The sequence below is a fragment of the Haemophilus sp. C1 genome, from assembly GCF_001276515.1.
In the GTDB taxonomy this organism is placed as follows: domain Bacteria; phylum Pseudomonadota; class Gammaproteobacteria; order Enterobacterales; family Pasteurellaceae; genus Haemophilus.
This window is the reverse complement of the sequence record NZ_LDVZ01000001.1, coordinates 55,407-71,439: the sequence shown is the minus strand read 5'-3', so window position 1 is coordinate 71,439 and position 16,033 is coordinate 55,407. Positions and strand designations below refer to the sequence as shown.

Annotated in this window: 28 protein-coding genes, 1 tRNA gene and 1 pseudogene; 22 read left to right on the top strand and 8 right to left on the bottom strand. The window is 39.7% G+C overall.

What is annotated here, in order from left to right; all coding sequences use genetic code 11:
- Positions 1-488 precede the first annotated feature (488 nt).
- A complete protein-coding gene (locus ABW51_RS10000) occupies positions 489-680 on the bottom strand; it encodes a hypothetical protein (protein ID WP_053465081.1) in 192 nt (63 codons plus the stop codon).
- A gap of 225 nt (positions 681-905) precedes the next feature.
- Between ABW51_RS10000 and ABW51_RS00415 the strand changes: the two genes are divergently transcribed.
- Positions 906-1,181 carry a hypothetical protein gene (locus ABW51_RS00415; RefSeq protein ID WP_053465080.1) on the top strand — a complete coding sequence of 92 codons (276 nt, stop codon included), beginning with the start codon at positions 906-908 and terminating at the stop codon, positions 1,179-1,181.
- On the opposite strand, the gene ABW51_RS00410 is transcribed toward ABW51_RS00415, so the two are convergent.
- From ABW51_RS00410 to ABW51_RS00390, 5 genes are all read right to left on the bottom strand, one after another.
- On the bottom strand, positions 1,156-1,413 hold the full coding sequence (locus ABW51_RS00410) for a hypothetical protein (protein WP_231625686.1): 258 nt from the start codon (positions 1,411-1,413) through the stop codon (positions 1,156-1,158). The genes ABW51_RS00415 and ABW51_RS00410 overlap by 26 nt on opposite strands.
- Before the next feature lie 728 nt (positions 1,414-2,141).
- Positions 2,142-2,573, bottom strand: a complete 432-nt coding sequence (locus ABW51_RS00405) for a hypothetical protein (RefSeq protein WP_053465078.1) — start codon at positions 2,571-2,573, stop codon at positions 2,142-2,144.
- A complete protein-coding gene (locus ABW51_RS00400; protein ID WP_053465077.1) occupies positions 2,570-2,905 on the bottom strand; it encodes an STAS-like domain-containing protein in 336 nt (111 codons plus the stop codon). Before ABW51_RS00400 ends, ABW51_RS00405 begins: the two co-directional genes overlap by 4 nt.
- 2 nt (positions 2,906-2,907) lie before the next feature.
- Positions 2,908-3,987 (bottom strand): hypothetical protein, encoded by a 1,080-nt coding sequence (locus ABW51_RS00395; RefSeq protein WP_053465076.1) that lies wholly within the window; start codon positions 3,985-3,987, stop codon positions 2,908-2,910.
- 51 nt (positions 3,988-4,038) lie between these two features.
- Positions 4,039-4,737, bottom strand: coding sequence for a LexA family transcriptional regulator (locus ABW51_RS00390; RefSeq protein ID WP_053465075.1), 699 nt, complete (start codon positions 4,735-4,737; stop codon positions 4,039-4,041).
- Positions 4,738-4,847: 110 nt separating this feature from the next.
- On the opposite strand from ABW51_RS00390, the gene ABW51_RS00385 reads away from it, so the two are divergent.
- From ABW51_RS00385 to lysC, 19 genes and pseudogenes are all read left to right on the top strand, one after another.
- Positions 4,848-5,036, top strand: coding sequence for a transcriptional regulator (locus ABW51_RS00385; RefSeq protein WP_053465074.1), 189 nt, complete (start codon positions 4,848-4,850; stop codon positions 5,034-5,036).
- A 48-nt stretch (positions 5,037-5,084) separates the two neighbouring features.
- Positions 5,085-5,525, top strand: coding sequence for a YmfL family putative regulatory protein (locus ABW51_RS00380; RefSeq protein ID WP_053465073.1), 441 nt, complete (start codon positions 5,085-5,087; stop codon positions 5,523-5,525).
- A 49-nt stretch (positions 5,526-5,574) separates the two neighbouring features.
- Positions 5,575-6,249, top strand: a complete 675-nt coding sequence (locus ABW51_RS00375) for a phage antirepressor KilAC domain-containing protein (protein ID WP_053465072.1) — start codon at positions 5,575-5,577, stop codon at positions 6,247-6,249.
- Positions 6,246-6,746, top strand: a complete 501-nt coding sequence (locus ABW51_RS00370) for a hypothetical protein (RefSeq protein WP_053465071.1) — start codon at positions 6,246-6,248, stop codon at positions 6,744-6,746. The genes ABW51_RS00375 and ABW51_RS00370 overlap by 4 nt, the downstream gene beginning before the upstream one ends.
- The gene (locus ABW51_RS00365; RefSeq protein WP_053465070.1) at positions 6,743-7,102 is read left to right on the top strand and encodes a hypothetical protein; all 360 of its coding nucleotides are present in this window, start codon (positions 6,743-6,745) and stop codon (positions 7,100-7,102) included. Before ABW51_RS00370 ends, ABW51_RS00365 begins: the two co-directional genes overlap by 4 nt.
- Complete coding sequence (locus ABW51_RS00360) at positions 7,102-8,475, top strand: replicative DNA helicase (RefSeq protein WP_053465069.1); 1,374 nt, start codon at positions 7,102-7,104, stop codon at positions 8,473-8,475. Before ABW51_RS00365 ends, ABW51_RS00360 begins: the two co-directional genes overlap by 1 nt.
- Positions 8,472-9,056 (top strand): DNA N-6-adenine-methyltransferase, encoded by a 585-nt coding sequence (locus ABW51_RS00355; RefSeq protein ID WP_053465068.1) that lies wholly within the window; start codon positions 8,472-8,474, stop codon positions 9,054-9,056. The genes ABW51_RS00360 and ABW51_RS00355 overlap by 4 nt, the downstream gene beginning before the upstream one ends.
- Positions 9,043-9,474: a recombination protein NinB gene (locus tag ABW51_RS00350; protein ID WP_331436985.1), complete on the top strand. Its 432-nt coding sequence runs from the start codon at positions 9,043-9,045 to the stop codon at positions 9,472-9,474. The genes ABW51_RS00355 and ABW51_RS00350 overlap by 14 nt, the downstream gene beginning before the upstream one ends.
- Before the next feature lie 14 nt (positions 9,475-9,488).
- Entirely contained in the window at positions 9,489-9,701 is a 213-nt protein-coding gene (locus ABW51_RS00345) for a hypothetical protein (RefSeq protein WP_156262536.1), read from the top strand.
- Between the two features lie 96 nt (positions 9,702-9,797).
- A pseudogene (locus ABW51_RS10275) lies at positions 9,798-9,885 on the top strand (GTP-binding protein); the annotation flags it as partial.
- Between the two features lie 178 nt (positions 9,886-10,063).
- Positions 10,064-10,609: a recombination protein NinG gene (locus tag ABW51_RS00335; RefSeq protein ID WP_053465176.1), complete on the top strand. Its 546-nt coding sequence runs from the start codon at positions 10,064-10,066 to the stop codon at positions 10,607-10,609.
- A gap of 1 nt (position 10,610) precedes the next feature.
- On the top strand, positions 10,611-10,979 hold the full coding sequence (locus tag ABW51_RS00330; RefSeq protein WP_053465065.1) for an antiterminator Q family protein: 369 nt from the start codon (positions 10,611-10,613) through the stop codon (positions 10,977-10,979).
- A gap of 100 nt (positions 10,980-11,079) precedes the next feature.
- On the top strand, positions 11,080-11,262 hold the full coding sequence (locus tag ABW51_RS00325) for a type II toxin-antitoxin system HicA family toxin (protein ID WP_053465064.1): 183 nt from the start codon (positions 11,080-11,082) through the stop codon (positions 11,260-11,262).
- 31 nt (positions 11,263-11,293) lie between these two features.
- Positions 11,294-11,743: a type II toxin-antitoxin system HicB family antitoxin gene (locus ABW51_RS00320; RefSeq protein ID WP_053465063.1), complete on the top strand. Its 450-nt coding sequence runs from the start codon at positions 11,294-11,296 to the stop codon at positions 11,741-11,743.
- Between the two features lie 201 nt (positions 11,744-11,944).
- Positions 11,945-12,018: transfer RNA gene (locus ABW51_RS00315), tRNA-Trp, on the top strand.
- 58 nt (positions 12,019-12,076) lie between these two features.
- Positions 12,077-12,334: a hypothetical protein gene (locus ABW51_RS00310; protein ID WP_231625685.1), complete on the top strand. Its 258-nt coding sequence runs from the start codon at positions 12,077-12,079 to the stop codon at positions 12,332-12,334.
- Positions 12,315-12,857 (top strand): lysozyme, encoded by a 543-nt coding sequence (locus ABW51_RS00305; RefSeq protein WP_053465061.1) that lies wholly within the window; start codon positions 12,315-12,317, stop codon positions 12,855-12,857. The genes ABW51_RS00310 and ABW51_RS00305 overlap by 20 nt, the downstream gene beginning before the upstream one ends.
- Positions 12,830-13,165 (top strand): DUF2570 family protein, encoded by a 336-nt coding sequence (locus ABW51_RS00300; protein WP_053465060.1) that lies wholly within the window; start codon positions 12,830-12,832, stop codon positions 13,163-13,165. The genes ABW51_RS00305 and ABW51_RS00300 overlap by 28 nt, the downstream gene beginning before the upstream one ends.
- Entirely contained in the window at positions 13,077-13,355 is a 279-nt protein-coding gene (lysC, locus tag ABW51_RS09670) for an Rz1-like lysis system protein LysC (protein ID WP_082318340.1), read from the top strand. The genes ABW51_RS00300 and lysC overlap by 89 nt, the downstream gene beginning before the upstream one ends.
- 118 nt (positions 13,356-13,473) lie before the next feature.
- Here lysC and ABW51_RS00295 read toward each other — a convergent pair whose 3' ends face one another.
- Positions 13,474-13,821 (bottom strand): helix-turn-helix domain-containing protein, encoded by a 348-nt coding sequence (locus tag ABW51_RS00295; protein WP_053465059.1) that lies wholly within the window; start codon positions 13,819-13,821, stop codon positions 13,474-13,476.
- The gene (locus ABW51_RS00290) at positions 13,805-14,056 is read right to left on the bottom strand and encodes a type II toxin-antitoxin system RelE family toxin (protein ID WP_005643377.1); all 252 of its coding nucleotides are present in this window, start codon (positions 14,054-14,056) and stop codon (positions 13,805-13,807) included. The genes ABW51_RS00295 and ABW51_RS00290 overlap by 17 nt, the downstream gene beginning before the upstream one ends.
- 77 nt (positions 14,057-14,133) lie before the next feature.
- On the opposite strand from ABW51_RS00290, the gene ABW51_RS00285 reads away from it, so the two are divergent.
- Positions 14,134-14,655: a terminase small subunit gene (locus ABW51_RS00285; RefSeq protein WP_053465058.1), complete on the top strand. Its 522-nt coding sequence runs from the start codon at positions 14,134-14,136 to the stop codon at positions 14,653-14,655.
- Positions 14,582-16,033, top strand: a complete 1,452-nt coding sequence (gene terL, locus ABW51_RS00280; protein ID WP_231625684.1) for a phage terminase large subunit — start codon at positions 14,582-14,584, stop codon at positions 16,031-16,033. Before ABW51_RS00285 ends, terL begins: the two co-directional genes overlap by 74 nt.

The following is a 16,033-nucleotide window of genomic DNA, read 5'->3' as shown; positions in this document are numbered from 1 at the left end:
GATGAACTGTTCAAGATTGGCGTACCGTTGATTAGAGTAAACGGCGATCTTTCGATCTCTCAAACAGTTCATCATTGGGCTTTTACTAAAATTTTAGCAAAAGGTAGATTTGCTGTTTTACGGCTATAAAAAAAGACGCTTGAGCGTCTGTCTTTTCGCCGCCCTAATCAATTCAGGAACGCCAATTCCCGACTTTCTGTTGAAAGTGAGGGTATCCTAATCCGAAGTGGGGGCGGTGTCAAATGTTTTACGCATAATAAAACCCTCTTAGTGTTGTGCTAGAATGGCAGTGTTCAAATATCATTCATCAACAAAAAGAGGGCTTAATTATGTGGGCAACGTTGATTTCTTCTATTTTTTCCGTGTTAAAAACTCATTTTGAGGAGGTGATTTTGCGTATTTGTATTTGGTTTTTGTTACTTATTGCATGTTGGATATGCATGCCACAAGAGATACAAGATTACTTGTTTTCTCACCCCCTCCCAGCATTACCGAACTACGTCTTGTTTTACGCATTCCTTTTGACTGTCGCAACTTGTGGTTGGCAAGTGTTCTTCATCATTTTGGATATATTGACTAGTTTGGTCGAAAAATTTCGGCAATACAAAGCTGTCAATCCACAATCCAAGTGGGTTGAGATTGATGGCGAGTATAAAAATTATACATTCTTTAAATGTCATCGTTTGTCCTTACTTTTACGAATAAAAAAATCATCAAGTTCAGCAAAAAACTAATAAAAAATACCGCTCTTTCGAGCGGTCAGTGGAGTAGTGCAATCAGTCTATGCTGATTTTGTCTAGATAGGGTGCCTTTCTTTATGCTTGTAAGGCTCAAGCCCTTATTGTCACCACAACACATAAGGAATATAATTTTCTCCAACCACAACACAAAATAAGGAGATTATTATGAAAAATAATATCTTAGTCACTTATGACTTAAATAAAGTTGGACAGAATTACGAAGCACTTATTGAAAAAATAAAACAACTAGGCGCGTGGGCCAAAGTCCAACAATCTGTTTGGTATCTTCACACTTCTTATTCAGCTAATGAAGTTTTAGATCACCTAACTAAAGTGACTGATTTCAACGATTCTATTTTCGTTGCAAGTATGAGTGATGCTTATTGGAGAGGATTGTCTGCCGAAGTACAGCAATTTATTCAGGAGCAGTGGTGGAAATAGCTCCACAACGCCCAACCCCTGTATTTTTGCCGTAACGATTAATCCGCTCAAGTGCGAAACAACATCTATCGGCAATTAATGCAGGTTCTAGACAACCGTTTTCAACTGCTCTTAATACAGCCAATTTGATTTGTTCTTTATCTCTTTCAGATAGGCTGCTTTCTTGTTTTTCTTCCATTTTTAACCTCGTTTGTTTTATGTTTACCATTTCAAAGCGCACTCTGTCTTGCATTTGACACGTTCGCATGCTTAAAACTGTCGCTCTGCCGAATGCGCTTTGAAATTTACCGTCTCTCCGATATGTCACGTTTCTTACGTCACGTTGACGTGCATAGTTTGTTTCATGCCGCTTTGTTAGCCTCCCTCTTGGGAGCGCATTACTGTCAGTCTCACTACGAGTCATCGGCTTGTCTAACATTGCAATAAAAGACTCTGTTCGGTTGCTTACGTTTAGCTATTCCCACCCATTGGCTTTGTTTGCATTTCCGTAAGCATTCACACCGCAATGTAAGGTTTTCTCCATCCGTTCATCGCTATTTACGATCCGTCGGGATTGGCGTGTTATCACAACAAGGCCATAAGTCACTTACTCCTAACTACTTATCGCTAATTAATCGGTGAGCTTTGTCATTCTCACTGCCGTTTTAGCCGCGCTTAAGTGTTGGTCGATGTGTTTTTAATCGTATTGTTAAAGAGCGTTGAGATGTTGGTTATGTGTATCTCGTTTTGATGAGGTTATTCTACTAAAAGTAGAGGTTGATGCAACTAAAATTTGTATAAAAGTAGATTTATTCTCTACTTTAATTTGTAATCCGTTGATTTCAAAAGAAAAGAATTTTGAGAAAAGTTGTTTGATTGCCTATTTTTTAGGCAAATTAGGGGGGGGGAAGTTCGGTCGATTTTTGAGGTGTTTCGGTGAGTTTTAGGAAAAAGAAAACCGCCACGAAGGCGGTTTAGGTGTCATATAAATTTAGGAGTAAAGAAAGTCTTTAGTGCATCTAACTTATAAATTAGTCCACGCATTGCAGTGTTCCTTACCTCAAGATTATCTGATACAAGATGATCTGTAATTGCTTGTTTTACTTCTCTTAACTTCATTCTAGGGTAACGTTCTGAATTTGATAGGCTTTTAATTTCCAGACATTTTGATTGCAATCTTTTATGAAATGCAATCATCAGGTGGTAATCCATTTCATCACTTAAATTTGATTGTGTCTTTTTGTGGATATTTAACGCTTCTGTAAAAACAAGATCGCACAAATCAGATAATTTTGAGAGCTCTCCATTATAAGCTGTATTTTTTAAACCCCTTGCGCCTAATATATAGCTTATAGGTAACGCAAAGATAGAAACTATAAGCGCGGAGAAAGCTATTAGATCAGAAAGAGTCATTTATTATCCTTCAAAGATAAAATCTTAATCTCTTTTTCTACATAACTTTTAATTTCGTCAATAATATCATGGTCGTCATTTGAAATAAGGTTTTTAACAAGATTTAAAACAACCTCTGGAGAAATACCTTTTCTAATTACTCCTCCAAAAGTTTCTTCAAGAAATGAAGAGCCATATCCTTCTGTGTCATCTAAATTAAGAATGATATCAGGATCCCTTTTTATTGCTGGGATAAGAATAGAATCTCTAAATTCCTCTCCACTAGCTTTACCATCTTTAATGTAACGTGGACCTGGATATTGACTGAAATCTTTTACATAAATAGTTTGCATTATTATTCCTTAATTTCTTGTAGCGGAATGTTCCACTGAACAACAGTACCATTAATAGAGTATCTAGATTCTTTGGTTAAATCGGGCTTATCTTTGCCATTATACACATACATTCCTCGATTTGAACGAATTATTAACCTGCTTCCTGGTGTTTTGTCAATAAATGCTCGAATATCACTTCCCCCTTTTCCTCTATGTCCCAATCCTGTTCGGGTTTCTTTAATGAGGGTAGAGGCTTTTATATATAAACAATCTTTTGTCGGTTTCCCCAGCTGCTTTAGTCTATTCCAAATAGCAGAAAGTACATTTGCTTTCTGTGTTTTTTCTAGAGTATTAGGGATCCCGTGACCCAAATCACAAACAAAAAGTGACAATTTTCCTTCTAGGATAGCAAGCAACATCCACCAACGTTTTATAGGAAATTCTCGTTCACTATAAATATTTTGGGCGTAAGCATGTTCTACCGCATTTGCAATCGCTTCAATGTAACTAGGATATATCCCTTTCACCCCCATACTTTTAAGTTCATCTAATAGTGGCTTTGTGATTTCGCCATCTGCACTATCACTATAAACATAATGCCAACATTTCACATTTTCTTGAGAAGATGAAGATGTATAATTAAACCCTAAGGATTTATATAGTCCTATATGACAAAATATAGCATCAACATCATAGGGAATATGTTTACGATGATCTGCTGGTTTTGATTTTGGTCTTACAATTTGAAATTTCAAGATTCTATATTGCGATTTTATCGTATCTAAAACAGCTATTAAAACGCTACAAGCGGCAGCATCGATAATATCAGTGTCCCGAAAATTTAGTTTCAGGCGACTTCGACTTCGTGCTGCTAGTTTTGCTTTTTCTTCGAGCTCTTCTTTAAATGCTACAAATTCATACCCTATTTCTTTAGCTAAAATAATTTTATATGGGGCGATAACCTCAAAAAGATTAAAGGATTTATGAGCAAGCTGTTTATATTTAGGCTTTCCGCCTCTTTGTCTGATTTTCTTTTCTTTACTTGTGAGAGCTCGTAATGTTCTTTGTCTAACAATAGATCTCCATAATCGAATATCCATAGTTGGTTCCTTGGGTAACTTATGTAGAAGTCGTTTTAGTTATTATGTTTTCTATAATAATACTGAATACCAAAACACTTTCCCTAACACAGAAATATCTTGTAGTTCTGCTATTTCATCAGGGTGTTCTTCGGTGTTATAACTGCGGATTTTCACTTGTTCGTTTGGCATATTGTAAAGTAGTTTTATGCGCAACAAGCCACCGTGATTGATAGCGTATATCTTGCCGTCTCGGATTGTCTTATTGCCCAAATCAATTCCCACCGTGGTTCCATCCGGAATAACAGGTTCCATTGAATTTCCATCAGCAATTACACATACCGCATTTTCGTACTGTACGCCTTGTTTACGTAGTGTTGCTTTGGAAAAACGTAATTTGAAGTTGTTATAGTCCATTATGTCATCAGCAAAGCCGTTTCCGGCAGCAAGCCTAATATCTTGATAAAACGGAACGGCATATTCATCGCTATTTAGTGGGGTATTGCGATCCCATAAGTCGAATGAGCCAACGTCTTTCACATTAGAAGTTAGTTGATTTTCTAAAGAATCGGCTGTTCCGTATTTCAAATAAGCAGGGGTAACTCCAAAGTACTTCGCCATAGCTTCAATTTTATTATCTCTCGGGGTTGCAGTGCCTAAAGTGTAACGTCTAGCCATTTCATAGGTTACGCCAATAGCTTTTTGTAAATCCACAATATTTTTGCCTTGTTTAGCCATTAATTCATTAAGTCGGCTTGCTAAATCTGTCATAGATGCTCCTTTATTCTACTAAAGGTAGAAGATACAAAATTAAAATAGTTGATTCAATTCTATTTTTAGTAGTAGAATTAAACTACTTTAAATAGAATAAAGAGGTTAAAATGCTACCAATCGAAAAAGCTTATGAAATCGTGGGCAGTATTTCGGCTATGGCTCGACATTTCAATCTTACCCCTTGGGCTGTTTCCAAGTGGCGTGAAAAAGTACCAGCGGAACGTTGCGCAAAGATTGAAGAACTTACAGCTGGAAAAGTCAAGAAATCCGAATTACGTCCTGATTTGTGGGATTAATTTACCAACTTTTACCCAAAAGAAAACCATAAAAATAAGGCAAAAATTATGGAAATGAAGAAAGTTATTATCGAAATGATTGATCGGATTCCTGGGGGGAGAAGTGCGGTAGCTGGATTCCTAGGTTTTACCGAAAGTGAATTAAAGAATCGCCTTTATCAAATAAAAGGCCAACGATTCAAAAATGAAGAATTGATTGCACTGCAACTTGAGTATGGATGCACTGATTTTATCGATGAGCTTTGCCGTACCGCTGGTGGTCGTTTTGTACTTGATGTGACAGAGGAGGAATTAGACAAGGTTGAGCTTGCCAATTTACAACTGCACGAGCTTTCCGCGCGCGGCTTGTTATTTGCTGCATTAGAAACGGCGTTAGAAGACGGTGAAATCACTTCACAAGAAGAAGACAAAATCCGTCAAGCATTGAGTAAACATTTGGCTGCAACACAACATTCGATTGAATGTGCGATTGTGTTACACAAGAAATAAAAAAAGCCACGACGGACACCGTGGCAATTTCAGTATAGGAATTATTTCTATGAATGAATTATTAACGATTTCGAAAGAAAACACAAGCACTTTGACGATGAGCAGTCGGGAAATTGCGGAGTTAATCAATAAAAACCATAGCGATCTGTGTCGTTCAATCGAAAGACTTATCGCAAAAGAGGTAATTGGGGGGTATCAGCCAATGGCTTACACCCATCCACAGAACGGTCAGACTTATTATGAGTACCATCTAAGCAAACGAGATAGTTTAATTGTTGTTGCTCAGAATTGTCCTGAATTTACTGCGGCAATCGTTGATCGCTGGCAAGAGTTGGAAAACCAACAAAAACCAACCGCACTTATTCCGCAATCTTTTTCTGAGGCGTTGATGTTAGCCGCTCAGTTACAAGCAGAAAAAGAGCGTAATGCGCCTAAAGTCGCTTTTGTTGATCACTATGTGGAAGTAGGGACGAGTAAATCATTTCGTGAGACGGCGAAGATTTTAAAAATGCCCGAGCGTGCATTGGTCAATCGCTTGGTGGAAGATAAATATTTGTATCGTCAATCTGGCGTGCTTTTGCCATATCAATCGGCACACACCAAAGATCTTTTTACGGTTAAAACAGGTACTGCTGAACACGGTCACAATTACACTCAGACACGTGTAACAAGCAAAGGCATTGAATTTATCGCGTCACGTTATGCTTCGGAGTTGATGCTATGAGTATTGGTAAATTATTAATTGACGATCAGCCGCTACAAGTTCTCCCTTCTTTGGCTGAAGCCATTGGTTTAAATGAAGCCTTGATTTTACAACAAATTCACTGGTTGCTATTGCGTAGCAAAAAAGAATTTAAAGGTAAACATTGGGTATTTAATACCTATGAAGAATGGCAAGAAAAACATTTTCGTTTTTTCTCTGTTTCCACGATTCGACGCACGATTAATCATTTAGAAGAGCTTAATTTGCTGATTTCAAGCACTGAATTTAATCAAATGAAAGTGGATAAAACGAAGTGGTACACAATCAATTATGAAGCCTTAGATAATCTTGCTATTGCGACTGCTAAAAATGACAGTCCATCTGTTCAAAATGAGCAGTCGAACTGTTCAAATTGGGCAGATCCTTCTGTTCAAAATGAGCAGACCAATAACCAAGAGAATACACAAGAGACTCCTAATAATAACCCCCTAAAGGGGAATCGGCTGGCGCCGATGTGACGGAGGGGCAGGGCGATACGCCCTCTGATGAAAAACAAAAAATTGATCGAACGGATTATATCGGGATAGCTCAAGCCTACAACGGTGCATTGGACTTAACAGGCGTTGCTTTGCCAAGAATTGCCGATCCGTCAAATTTGAGTGACAAGCGCAAACGAGCCGTGAAGAAACTTTCTGATGTGTTTAAAAAACGATTTGGCGATGGTAGTGCGTCGGCATTGGGCGAATATTTTACGGATTTTATGCGCTCTGCTCGTGAGTTTTATTTCGGTGAGAATAACCGGGGCTGGAAAGCTGATTTTGATTTTTTACTACGAGAAAACACGTTGGATAAAGTTTTGGAGGGGAATTTGTAATGCGTAACGGAATCTACGATTTGGAATATTCTTTGGTCGGTGCGTTTTTAAACGGCGGATTATCCCCACAAGCTCGAGAAGTGATGAGTTGGCTTGAACCTGAAATGTTTGCCACATTCCAACTTGGCGCACTTTACGGAAACATTCGCAAACAGGCTCGCAAAGATGATTTGATTGATATTTTGTTACTTGCGCAAGACTACGGTGAAAACTTTGCCAATCTAGCAGAATTAGCAAGCGGATATGCTTACAGCGGAAATATTTTAGGGTATGCAAAGAAAGTCCATTCTGCTTGGATGAATCGTACTGCTCAACAGGCATTGTTGAAAATGGCAGGGGAGTTAGCCAACGCGAAAGAGGAGCAAGTAGACCAAATCACTCAAAATGCACTTAACCAAATCCAAAAACTCCTTGTCAGCAAAACAGAAATCAAGCCAATCGCCATGGGTGAGCTGGTCGATTCTTACGTGGATGTTTTAGAAAAACGTTCAAAAAGCGATTTCAAAGAACGCTTGCTTTACACTGGCATTGAGGCGGTCGATAACATTCTTGGCGGCATAAATTCAACGGATATTGTCATTGTGGCTGGTCGTCCAGGAACAGGTAAAACAGAATTTAGTCTGACAGTGACTCGCAATATTGCCAAAAATCATGGCTCAGTTTTATTTTTCAGCCTTGAGATGGGTAACTTCCAGCTGGTCGATAGATTATTAAGTGCTACTGGTGGCGTAAGCGTAAAAAAATTGCGCAATCCTGCCGAGCTTGATGAAGGCGACTATCATCGCTTAACAAGCGCATTGCAAGAAGTGCGGTCGCAAGATGTTTACTTTGTAGATCGTGGTGGTTTATCTGCCGATGAAATTTGCGCAATTACCGAAAACCATATTAGCGAGAAAGGCGCGCCATCTGTGGTTGTAATTGATTATTTAGGCTTGATGAATCACAAGCAAGAGCGTGGTGTAAATCTAACCCAAGCTATCGCAAATTCCATGAGCAAGCTAAAAGCCTTTACCAAAAACTTCAACATTCCAATCATTTTACTTTGTCAGCTTAACCGTGATGTAGATAGCCGTGCAGTAAAACGCCCTGCTAATTCAGATTTACGTGACTCAGGCTCAATCGAACAAGATGCAAGTCAAATCATCATGCTTTACCGTGAGGGCGCATACAAGGCAGATTGTGATAATCCTTACTCTGAGGCCATTGTGACTAAGAATAGATTTGGTGGATTAGGCACAGCCTATATGAAATTTGATAGAGGTCACTTCCTCGATTGCGATCAGGCGCAAGCATACCAATTCATCAACGAGAAACCACAGCAACAAGCCAAAACCTATGCGGCTAAAAGTTATGGTAAAGGGGCATTGCAATGACAGAACAACAATTTGATAAAGATACATGGCAAACACCCCGCTATGTCTTTGAATGGCTATCTCAACGTTTCGGATGGTTTGATCTTGATGGTTGCGCAACAGCAAACAACGCCTTGACATGGCGCTATATCGGCGAACCTAACTCAGACAATGATGAGCATCAATCAATCGCAGATGACTTTCTAATGCCGATTGAGCAAATGTTAGATGTATTGTTGGATGAAACCGCAGAACGTTGTTCGGCTCCGTTAAGAATCTATGTGAACCCGCCTTATTCCAACGTTACACCATATTTACAACGTGCGAAAGAATTATGTGATGCTGGTTATTTAGTCGTGATGTTACTCAACAATGATAAATCTACTCAATGGTATCAAAACCACATTCAAGGCGTGGCGAATGAAGTGATTGATATCACAGGTGGACGAATTGCATTTATCAACCCTGTAACAGGAAAAGAAATCAGGGGGAATAGCAAAGGACAAATGGTCGTAGTCTTTGATCCAACAATGGAAGATTTTGTCACACGTTCAATTAGCCTTGATTTTATCAAGAAAGTAGGTGGTTATGATGGAGCATAATTACCCTCGGATGTATTTAGTCAATGAGGCAGTAAGAAATCGAGTGATCGACACTATCCGCCAATTGCCAATAAACGAATCAGATCCTCTTGTTGTGGAGATAAAAGTAAAAACCCGCTCAATGGAGCAGAACGATAAATTTCATGCAATGCTTGGTGATATATCAAATCAGGCGTTATGGCAAGGCGACAAATACGATTTATACGGATGGAAAAATTTATTGGTGAGCGGGCATACCATCGCAACAAAGCTACCCTATAAGTTGGTTACCGGAATTGAAGGAGAGTTGGTTAATGTACGGGAGCAAACATCAAAAATGGGTGTTAGACGCATGGCCAGCTTGATTGAATATACGACCGCATGGGGTGTGCAAAATGGTGTGAGATTTAACGATAGATGGGGATTTTACGGACGATGATTGAGGTAGGAACTATGATTTTATTTTTGATTGCATTTTCGGCTATGTTGTTTTTTCTTTTCGGTCAGCCCCTTGCTGCCATCCTTGTCTTGTGTGGAGCTTGTTGGCTTTCTGGTTGGTATTTTGCTCATAGCACGGTCGCAACAGAGTGCGAGAGATTGGGAAAGTTTTACGTTGGCAAAAACGTTTATCAATGCTCAAAAATTGAAACGATCGAGGGTAAATAATGTTAGAGGTAATTTTACTCCTGCTCATTGCGATGATTTTTATTGCCGTGGTGGTTGTGATTTTGGATTGGTTTATTGGTGATGGATGGTGGTTTGATGAGTAAAGAGAAATTTGAACGCACAAAGCCGATTGTGAATGTTGGCCCTATAGGTCATGTTGATCACGACAAAACAAAACTCACGGTATTAGTAGCAACAGCAATAGTGGCTAACTTAGCGTGTAAATCGGTTGATGATGTAAACGAAAAACTAACGCATGGATTGACAAAAGAACGTGACGACTGGCGCAAGTGGAGACAGTCAGGTAGTAAGAATAAGAGTTTGATTAACGGAGTGAAATGGTGACTACTCCAAAAACTAAAATCCTCAAGCATAAAAAATGCAAGGTGTGCGGCATTGAGTTTATCCCCAAAAGCTCTCTCCAAAAAGTCTGCTCACCTAAATGCGCACTTGATTTAACTCGTCAAAACGCGCAAAAAGCACAAGAACGAGCAGAAAAGAAAAAGCAAAGGGAACGTAAAGCTAAATTAAAAAGTCGTTCAGAATGGCTAAAAGAGGCCCAGTCAGTATTTAATAAATTTATCCGTCTGAGAGATAAAAACGAACCATGTATCAGTTGCGGTCGGTATCATCAAGGGCAATACCACGCAGGGCATTATCGGAGTGTGGGAGCATGCCCTGAATTGCGATTTTGTGAGCTTAACGTGCATAAGCAATGCGCACCCTGTAATGACCATAAAAGCGGAAATATCATCGAATATCGAATAAATCTCGTCAATAAAATCGGTGCGGATAAGGTAGCGTGGTTAGAACGCCAAGACCACGAGCCAAAGAAATACACCATTGAAGATTGCAAGGCGATTATTAAGTATTACAAGGCAAAAATTAAAGAGCTGGAAGGAGAGTAGAATGTCGTATAGCGTTGAGAGAGTGTTGGAAAAGTGGGGTAATTGCTGGGGTAGAGACAGAATTGGCACAGAATACCCAAGCACGACAATTTCTATTCCTGTTTTACCTACCGTGCGCAAGGCTCACATTCGATTCTTAACAGATGACGAGTGCTTAAAAATTGAGGAGCAGATAATGAATCTTCACGAGGATAGTTTGCTGCAATACCAAATCTTAATGGCGCTATACGTTCAACAAGCGAATGAACGAGATATTTGTACCGCACTCCATATTTCCCCTGCGCATATGTATCGTGAGCGTGCTAAGGGGGTAAGATTCCTAAAAGGTGCATTTACTGGGGCGAAGATTAAGTTTATGTTTTTGGGGTAGGGAAGTGCGGTCGATTTTGACCGCATTTTTATTACACTTTATCTTGATTTGTGTGTATTTGTGTATTATAATTCATCTTGATTAAGACAAAGGAGGATGCATGCACTCAGGTGACTTAATCAAGGAGCTTAAAGCAAATAGTTGTTATTTTGTTAGGCATGGAAAAGGTGATCATCAAATTTGGTTCTCGCCGAAAACTGGAAAGCGATTTCCAGTTCCGCACCCCAAACAAGATTTAGCAATCGGAACTTTAAAATCCATTAAAAAATCGGCAGGGCTTTAAGCTCTGCCGAGCTTAATCGGAGGAGTATTAAATGATTTTTACCGTAGGTGTTGAAACCCCAGAAAATGAAAACCAAGCATACGGAATGATCGTTCCTGCACTTTGTCAATTAGATTATGGTTGTTTTAGCGGTGCTGACGATGTTGATGATTTATTACCAATGGTGTCAGAAGCCATTACAATAATGCTTGAAGCGATGGTTGAAGATGGTTTTGATCTTACCACGCTAAAAGATAAAGGCGTAACGCACTATAAAGCCGATCCTGAATATGCTGATTTTGATACTTGGCTTTTAGTTGACGTTGATATTTCAGAATACTTAGGTAAAAAACAGCGTATTAATGTGTCTTTACCTGAATATTTATTAACGCGCATTGATCGCCGTGTTGCAGCAATGGGTAACTACTATAAAGATCGTAGCCATTTCTTAGCAAATGCGGCGCACCGCGAGTTGCATGCGCATTCAGATAAAGAAATGTAATTTCTGACTCCCCTTGATAAGCTCCTATTTCAAGGGGAGTGATTTTATTATACATCGAAAAAAAATGATAAAACTACTTGATTACTTGCAAGTGAAAGTGTATTACATGTACTATATCGTGGTTTTAGCACATAGCAAACGCACAAAAGAATTTTACAGCCCTGATCGGAAACGGTCGGGGCTTTTTTGTTATCAAACTATAAGGGCGTAGTCTAATGGTAAGACAGCGGTCTCCAAAACCGCTAATTGAGGTTCGATTCCTTGCGCCTTTGCCATATCACAAGCTCACGTTAATGCGTGGGCTTTTTTATTGCCCTGTAAATGGGGTGGAGTATGAAAATGTTAAAAGACGCAGGGAATCAAAGTATTTTTTGGTCTGGCTTTGGCGCATTCTGGGCAATGTATTCATTTCAAGAATGGCTAGCCATCTTTGGTTTGATTATCGGTTTAATTAGTGGTCTCGTTAATATGTACGCCAAGTGCCAAGAAGGCAAGGTTAGGGAGAACGAGGAACGTAGAGCGGAAGAGATGCACAAGGCAAGAATGAAACGATTAGAGCAGGGGCTTGATAATGGTACTAAGGAAGACTAGAACGGCGATTGGTGCCTGCTCCGTTGTTGCGGTTATTGGGATTATGTACTCTCAATTTGGCAGTGAGCTAAGATTAAGCCCCGCTGGAGCGGAAATAATCGGTAACGCAGAGGGGTGTATGGCGACTCCATATAAATGCCCCGCTGATGTATTGACTGTTGGTATTGGCTCAACGGAATACTCTGGGCAAAAGATAGGGCCTAACAAGAAATACACAAATGAAGAAATCGCTTACCGATGGAAAAACGATATTAAACTTGCTGAATCGTGCGTTGATAGATATGCCAATGGAAGAGAATTACCTCAATCTGTGTTTGATGCCATGGTATCTGTTACGTTTAATAATGGATGCGGCAAGGTTAAAAACTCAACGATGTTTGGGTTTATGCGACGCGGAAGATATATAGATGGGTGTAATCAGCTCCCAAATTGGGTTTATGTTGGCAAAAAGAAAATACCAGGTTTGGTTAAGCGAAGAGAAAAAGAGAAAGCATTATGTTTAGCCGATTTGAAACAGCCTTAAAGCTAACCGCACTTTGCTTGATTTTGGGCTTGTGTGGTTGGACTTGGTACCAATCTCAGAAGATAAGTAGCTTAAAGGCCGAGAACCAAGCGCAAGCCCAAACCATTCAGCAGCAAGAAGATGCCAATAAGGCATTGACTATTGCGCTACAACAAGAGCGTGATGCGGTAATAGCACAACAGCAACGTAATGATGAAATAGAAAGGATAGCAACAGAAAATGCTGAATCAGTTAAAACAATCATTAAGACACAACCTTGTGCTCACACTCGTTTGCCTCAGTCTGCTCTTGACCGCCTGTACAAATAAAGTCACGACCAAGGCAGAATATATTTACCCGCCTCAAGCCTACACCACACCTTGTGTTAAAACAGCATTTACTGGTGAGACATACGGTGATGTAGTCATACAGTTAGTAAAGGTAACAGCAGAGCGAGATAAGTGCGCAAGCCAAGTAGATAATATTCGTAAATTTGTAGAAAAAAATAAGAAAAATTAAAGACGGGGCTAGTGCTAGACACTATCGGAGGAAAGAGTCGGAGAGTGTACATACCCGATTTCTTGGCGTTCTCGCGAGTTTAAGCTCGACCGAAAAAAAGCCCAATAAGGGCTTTTGTTTAGAAATCTAATTGACTTGGATTGATGCCAAGAGCATTTGCCATTTTTATGCGAGTTGTTTTCCGCAAGGTCTGTGAATTTTCGTGTTGTGAATAAGCTGCTTGAGAGATGCCTAAGCGTCCTGCAACTTCCACTTGTGTTAAGCCTAAGTGCTCGCGCCAAGCACGCAATGCAGAATAATCGTTTAATAACGCTAATTTGGCGACAGATTCAGGGATACCTGTTTCAATAGGGGCTGAAAAATTCGCTTTTTGTTTTAGCCAGTTAAGCGTGGCAATTGGCATAACAGCAAAAGCGGGGACGCCTTGCTCATTATTAATGTATTGAATATTAGTAAGTGCGTTCATCTCTTTTTTTAACCTCTTCAATAGATACGATATTCATCGTATTGCCAACGATATTAAAGAAAACACGATAATCACCAACACGGTAACGATATTCGTAAGTGTGATTGGTCAGTGCTTTGATATTAGAACAATCGGGAAAGGTTTTAAGCGACTCACATTTTTCAATTATATGTGCTTTTGTTGGAATCTTTCTCAATTGTTTTAATGCTTTTGGCTGATAGATGATTTCTTTCATAGCTAAAGTATTGCGTTTAATTAATAAGTATTTTATAGGTTTTATAAGTTTTATTCAAGTTATTTTAAGGATTTTCTATGTCAGACGTGAAAGGAAAATCCACGTCTGATGGCGTGGGGAAGAAAAAAACTGGTCGCCCATCATCTTATGTAAAGGAAGTGGCTGATGATATTTGTCAGCTTATCGCTCAAGGTGAAAGTTTGCGTAAGATTTGTGAGCGACCAGGAATGCCAAATCAACGAACTATCTTTCGTTGGTTAAATGAAAGCGATGAGTTTTGTCAGCAGTACGCGCGTGCGCGCGAGGACCAAGCCGATTTTTTGCTTGAGGAGATGTTGGAGATTTCAGATCTTGCCACTCCCGAAAATGTTAGCGTAGCTAAGTTGAGAGTTGATGCTCGTAAATGGTACATCACCAAAGTCGCCCCTAAAAAATATGGCGATAAAGTAACGCAAGAAATCACTGGTGTTAATGGGGCGCCGATTGAGCAAAAAATATCTATGGATTTATCAAGGTTAAGTGTCGATGAACTCAAACTTCTTAGAGAGCTTAAATCTAAAGCAACTGGATGCGATGATAGCTCAAAAGAGCTTGATTGATTTCACCTTGCAAACCAAACCTGACTTCGTAACAGGATGGTTTAATATTCTCATTGCACAAGAGTTACAGCAATTTTATCAAGATGTAATAGATGGCAAGCAACCTCGATTAATGATATTCGCCCCACCTCGTAGTGGTAAAAGTGAATTATTTAGCCGTCGTTTCCCCGCTTGGGCCTTTGGTAAAAATCCAGATTTGCAGATGATTGCCTGTTCTTATTCTGCTGATTTAGCTAGTCGAATGAATCGCGATGTACAGCGCATTATGGATGATGAAAGTTATCACGGCATTTTCCTTAATTCATCCTTAAATGATAAACGCATTGCGACCGTCTCGGGTCGGCCTTTGCGTAATAGTGAGATTTTTGAAATTGCGGGTCACAAAGGCGCTTATCGCTCCGCTGGTGTTGGTGGTGGTATTACAGGAATGGGGGCGGATATAGCCATTATTGACGACCCTATAAAAGATGCTAAAGAGGCTAATTCTCAAACAGTTCGAGATGGTGTTTGGGATTGGTACACAACCACGCTTTATACGCGTTTATCACCAAAATCTGGTGTGCTATTAGGTATGACAAGATGGCACGAGGATGATTTAGCTGGTCGATTAATTGAAGAGATGAAGAATGGTGGAGACCAATGGCGCATAGTGAAATTTCCTGCGATTGCAGAAGAGGATGAAGAGTTCCGCAAAGAGGGTGAACCATTACACCCAGAACGCTTTGATTTAGAGCGATTGAGTAAAATTAGAAAGGCTGTTGGCTCTCAAGCGTGGAATGCTTTATATCAACAAAGACCATCTAATAAAGGCGGTGGCATTATTAAAGGCTCTTGGTTTGGTCGATACAAAATCCCTACACTAATTAAAGTCAAGGCAATCTACGCTGATACGGCACAAAAAATTAAACAGCACAATGACTATTCAGTCTTTATTGTCGCTGGCAGAGGGAGCGATGGAAAGGTTTATATCCTTGACCTTGTGAGAGGTAAATGGGAGGCGCCAGAACTTGAGCAGACATTAAAAGATGTTTGGGCTAAACATAAAGCGAAAAAGGACACTGGAATATTAACTCGAGCAAATGTGGAAGATAAAGCCAGTGGCACGGGATTAATTCAAGCTATCCGCAGGAATAATCAAATTCCAATCTCGCCCATTCAAGTTGATGCAGATAAGTACACTCGTGTTTTAGGTATTCAAGGGTACATTGAAAGTGGTTATGTGATGATACCCGAAAATGCTCCTTGGGTAGCGGATTTTATTAGTGAGTGCGAGGCATTTACCGCAACAGATAGTCACGCGCACGATGACCAAGTCGATGCACTTGTAATGGCAATAACGGATATTTTAGGGAAACCTAAATCACTACTGGATTTATAA

Excerpts from the sequence above, each read along its gene's own strand:
- ABW51_RS10000 (WP_053465081.1), bottom strand. The coding sequence starts at position 680 with ATGACATTTAAAGAATGTATAATTTTTATACTCGCCATCAATCTCAAC.
- ABW51_RS00415 (WP_053465080.1), top strand. The coding sequence starts at position 906 with ATGAAAAATAATATCTTAGTCACTTATGACTTAAATAAAGTTGGACAG.
- ABW51_RS00410 (WP_231625686.1), bottom strand. The coding sequence starts at position 1,413 with ATGCAAGACAGAGTGCGCTTTGAAATGGTAAACATAAAACAAACGAGG.
- ABW51_RS00405 (WP_053465078.1), bottom strand. The coding sequence starts at position 2,573 with ATGACTCTTTCTGATCTAATAGCTTTCTCCGCGCTTATAGTTTCTATC.
- ABW51_RS00400 (WP_053465077.1), bottom strand. The coding sequence starts at position 2,905 with ATGCAAACTATTTATGTAAAAGATTTCAGTCAATATCCAGGTCCACGT.
- ABW51_RS00395 (WP_053465076.1), bottom strand. The coding sequence starts at position 3,987 with ATGGATATTCGATTATGGAGATCTATTGTTAGACAAAGAACATTACGA.
- ABW51_RS00390 (WP_053465075.1), bottom strand. The coding sequence starts at position 4,737 with ATGACAGATTTAGCAAGCCGACTTAATGAATTAATGGCTAAACAAGGC.
- ABW51_RS00385 (WP_053465074.1), top strand. The coding sequence starts at position 4,848 with ATGCTACCAATCGAAAAAGCTTATGAAATCGTGGGCAGTATTTCGGCT.
- ABW51_RS00380 (WP_053465073.1), top strand. The coding sequence starts at position 5,085 with ATGGAAATGAAGAAAGTTATTATCGAAATGATTGATCGGATTCCTGGG.
- ABW51_RS00375 (WP_053465072.1), top strand. The coding sequence starts at position 5,575 with ATGAATGAATTATTAACGATTTCGAAAGAAAACACAAGCACTTTGACG.
- ABW51_RS00370 (WP_053465071.1), top strand. The coding sequence starts at position 6,246 with ATGAGTATTGGTAAATTATTAATTGACGATCAGCCGCTACAAGTTCTC.
- ABW51_RS00360 (WP_053465069.1), top strand. The coding sequence starts at position 7,102 with ATGCGTAACGGAATCTACGATTTGGAATATTCTTTGGTCGGTGCGTTT.
- ABW51_RS00355 (WP_053465068.1), top strand. The coding sequence starts at position 8,472 with ATGACAGAACAACAATTTGATAAAGATACATGGCAAACACCCCGCTAT.
- ABW51_RS00350 (WP_331436985.1), top strand. The coding sequence starts at position 9,043 with ATGATGGAGCATAATTACCCTCGGATGTATTTAGTCAATGAGGCAGTA.
- ABW51_RS00345 (WP_156262536.1), top strand. The coding sequence starts at position 9,489 with ATGATTTTATTTTTGATTGCATTTTCGGCTATGTTGTTTTTTCTTTTC.
- ABW51_RS00330 (WP_053465065.1), top strand. The coding sequence starts at position 10,611 with ATGTCGTATAGCGTTGAGAGAGTGTTGGAAAAGTGGGGTAATTGCTGG.
- ABW51_RS00325 (WP_053465064.1), top strand. The coding sequence starts at position 11,080 with ATGCACTCAGGTGACTTAATCAAGGAGCTTAAAGCAAATAGTTGTTAT.
- ABW51_RS00320 (WP_053465063.1), top strand. The coding sequence starts at position 11,294 with ATGATTTTTACCGTAGGTGTTGAAACCCCAGAAAATGAAAACCAAGCA.
- ABW51_RS00310 (WP_231625685.1), top strand. The coding sequence starts at position 12,077 with ATGAAAATGTTAAAAGACGCAGGGAATCAAAGTATTTTTTGGTCTGGC.
- ABW51_RS00305 (WP_053465061.1), top strand. The coding sequence starts at position 12,315 with ATGGTACTAAGGAAGACTAGAACGGCGATTGGTGCCTGCTCCGTTGTT.
- ABW51_RS00300 (WP_053465060.1), top strand. The coding sequence starts at position 12,830 with ATGTTTAGCCGATTTGAAACAGCCTTAAAGCTAACCGCACTTTGCTTG.
- lysC (WP_082318340.1), top strand. The coding sequence starts at position 13,077 with ATGCTGAATCAGTTAAAACAATCATTAAGACACAACCTTGTGCTCACA.
- ABW51_RS00295 (WP_053465059.1), bottom strand. The coding sequence starts at position 13,821 with ATGAACGCACTTACTAATATTCAATACATTAATAATGAGCAAGGCGTC.
- ABW51_RS00290 (WP_005643377.1), bottom strand. The coding sequence starts at position 14,056 with ATGAAAGAAATCATCTATCAGCCAAAAGCATTAAAACAATTGAGAAAG.
- ABW51_RS00285 (WP_053465058.1), top strand. The coding sequence starts at position 14,134 with ATGTCAGACGTGAAAGGAAAATCCACGTCTGATGGCGTGGGGAAGAAA.
- terL (WP_231625684.1), top strand. The coding sequence starts at position 14,582 with ATGAACTCAAACTTCTTAGAGAGCTTAAATCTAAAGCAACTGGATGCG.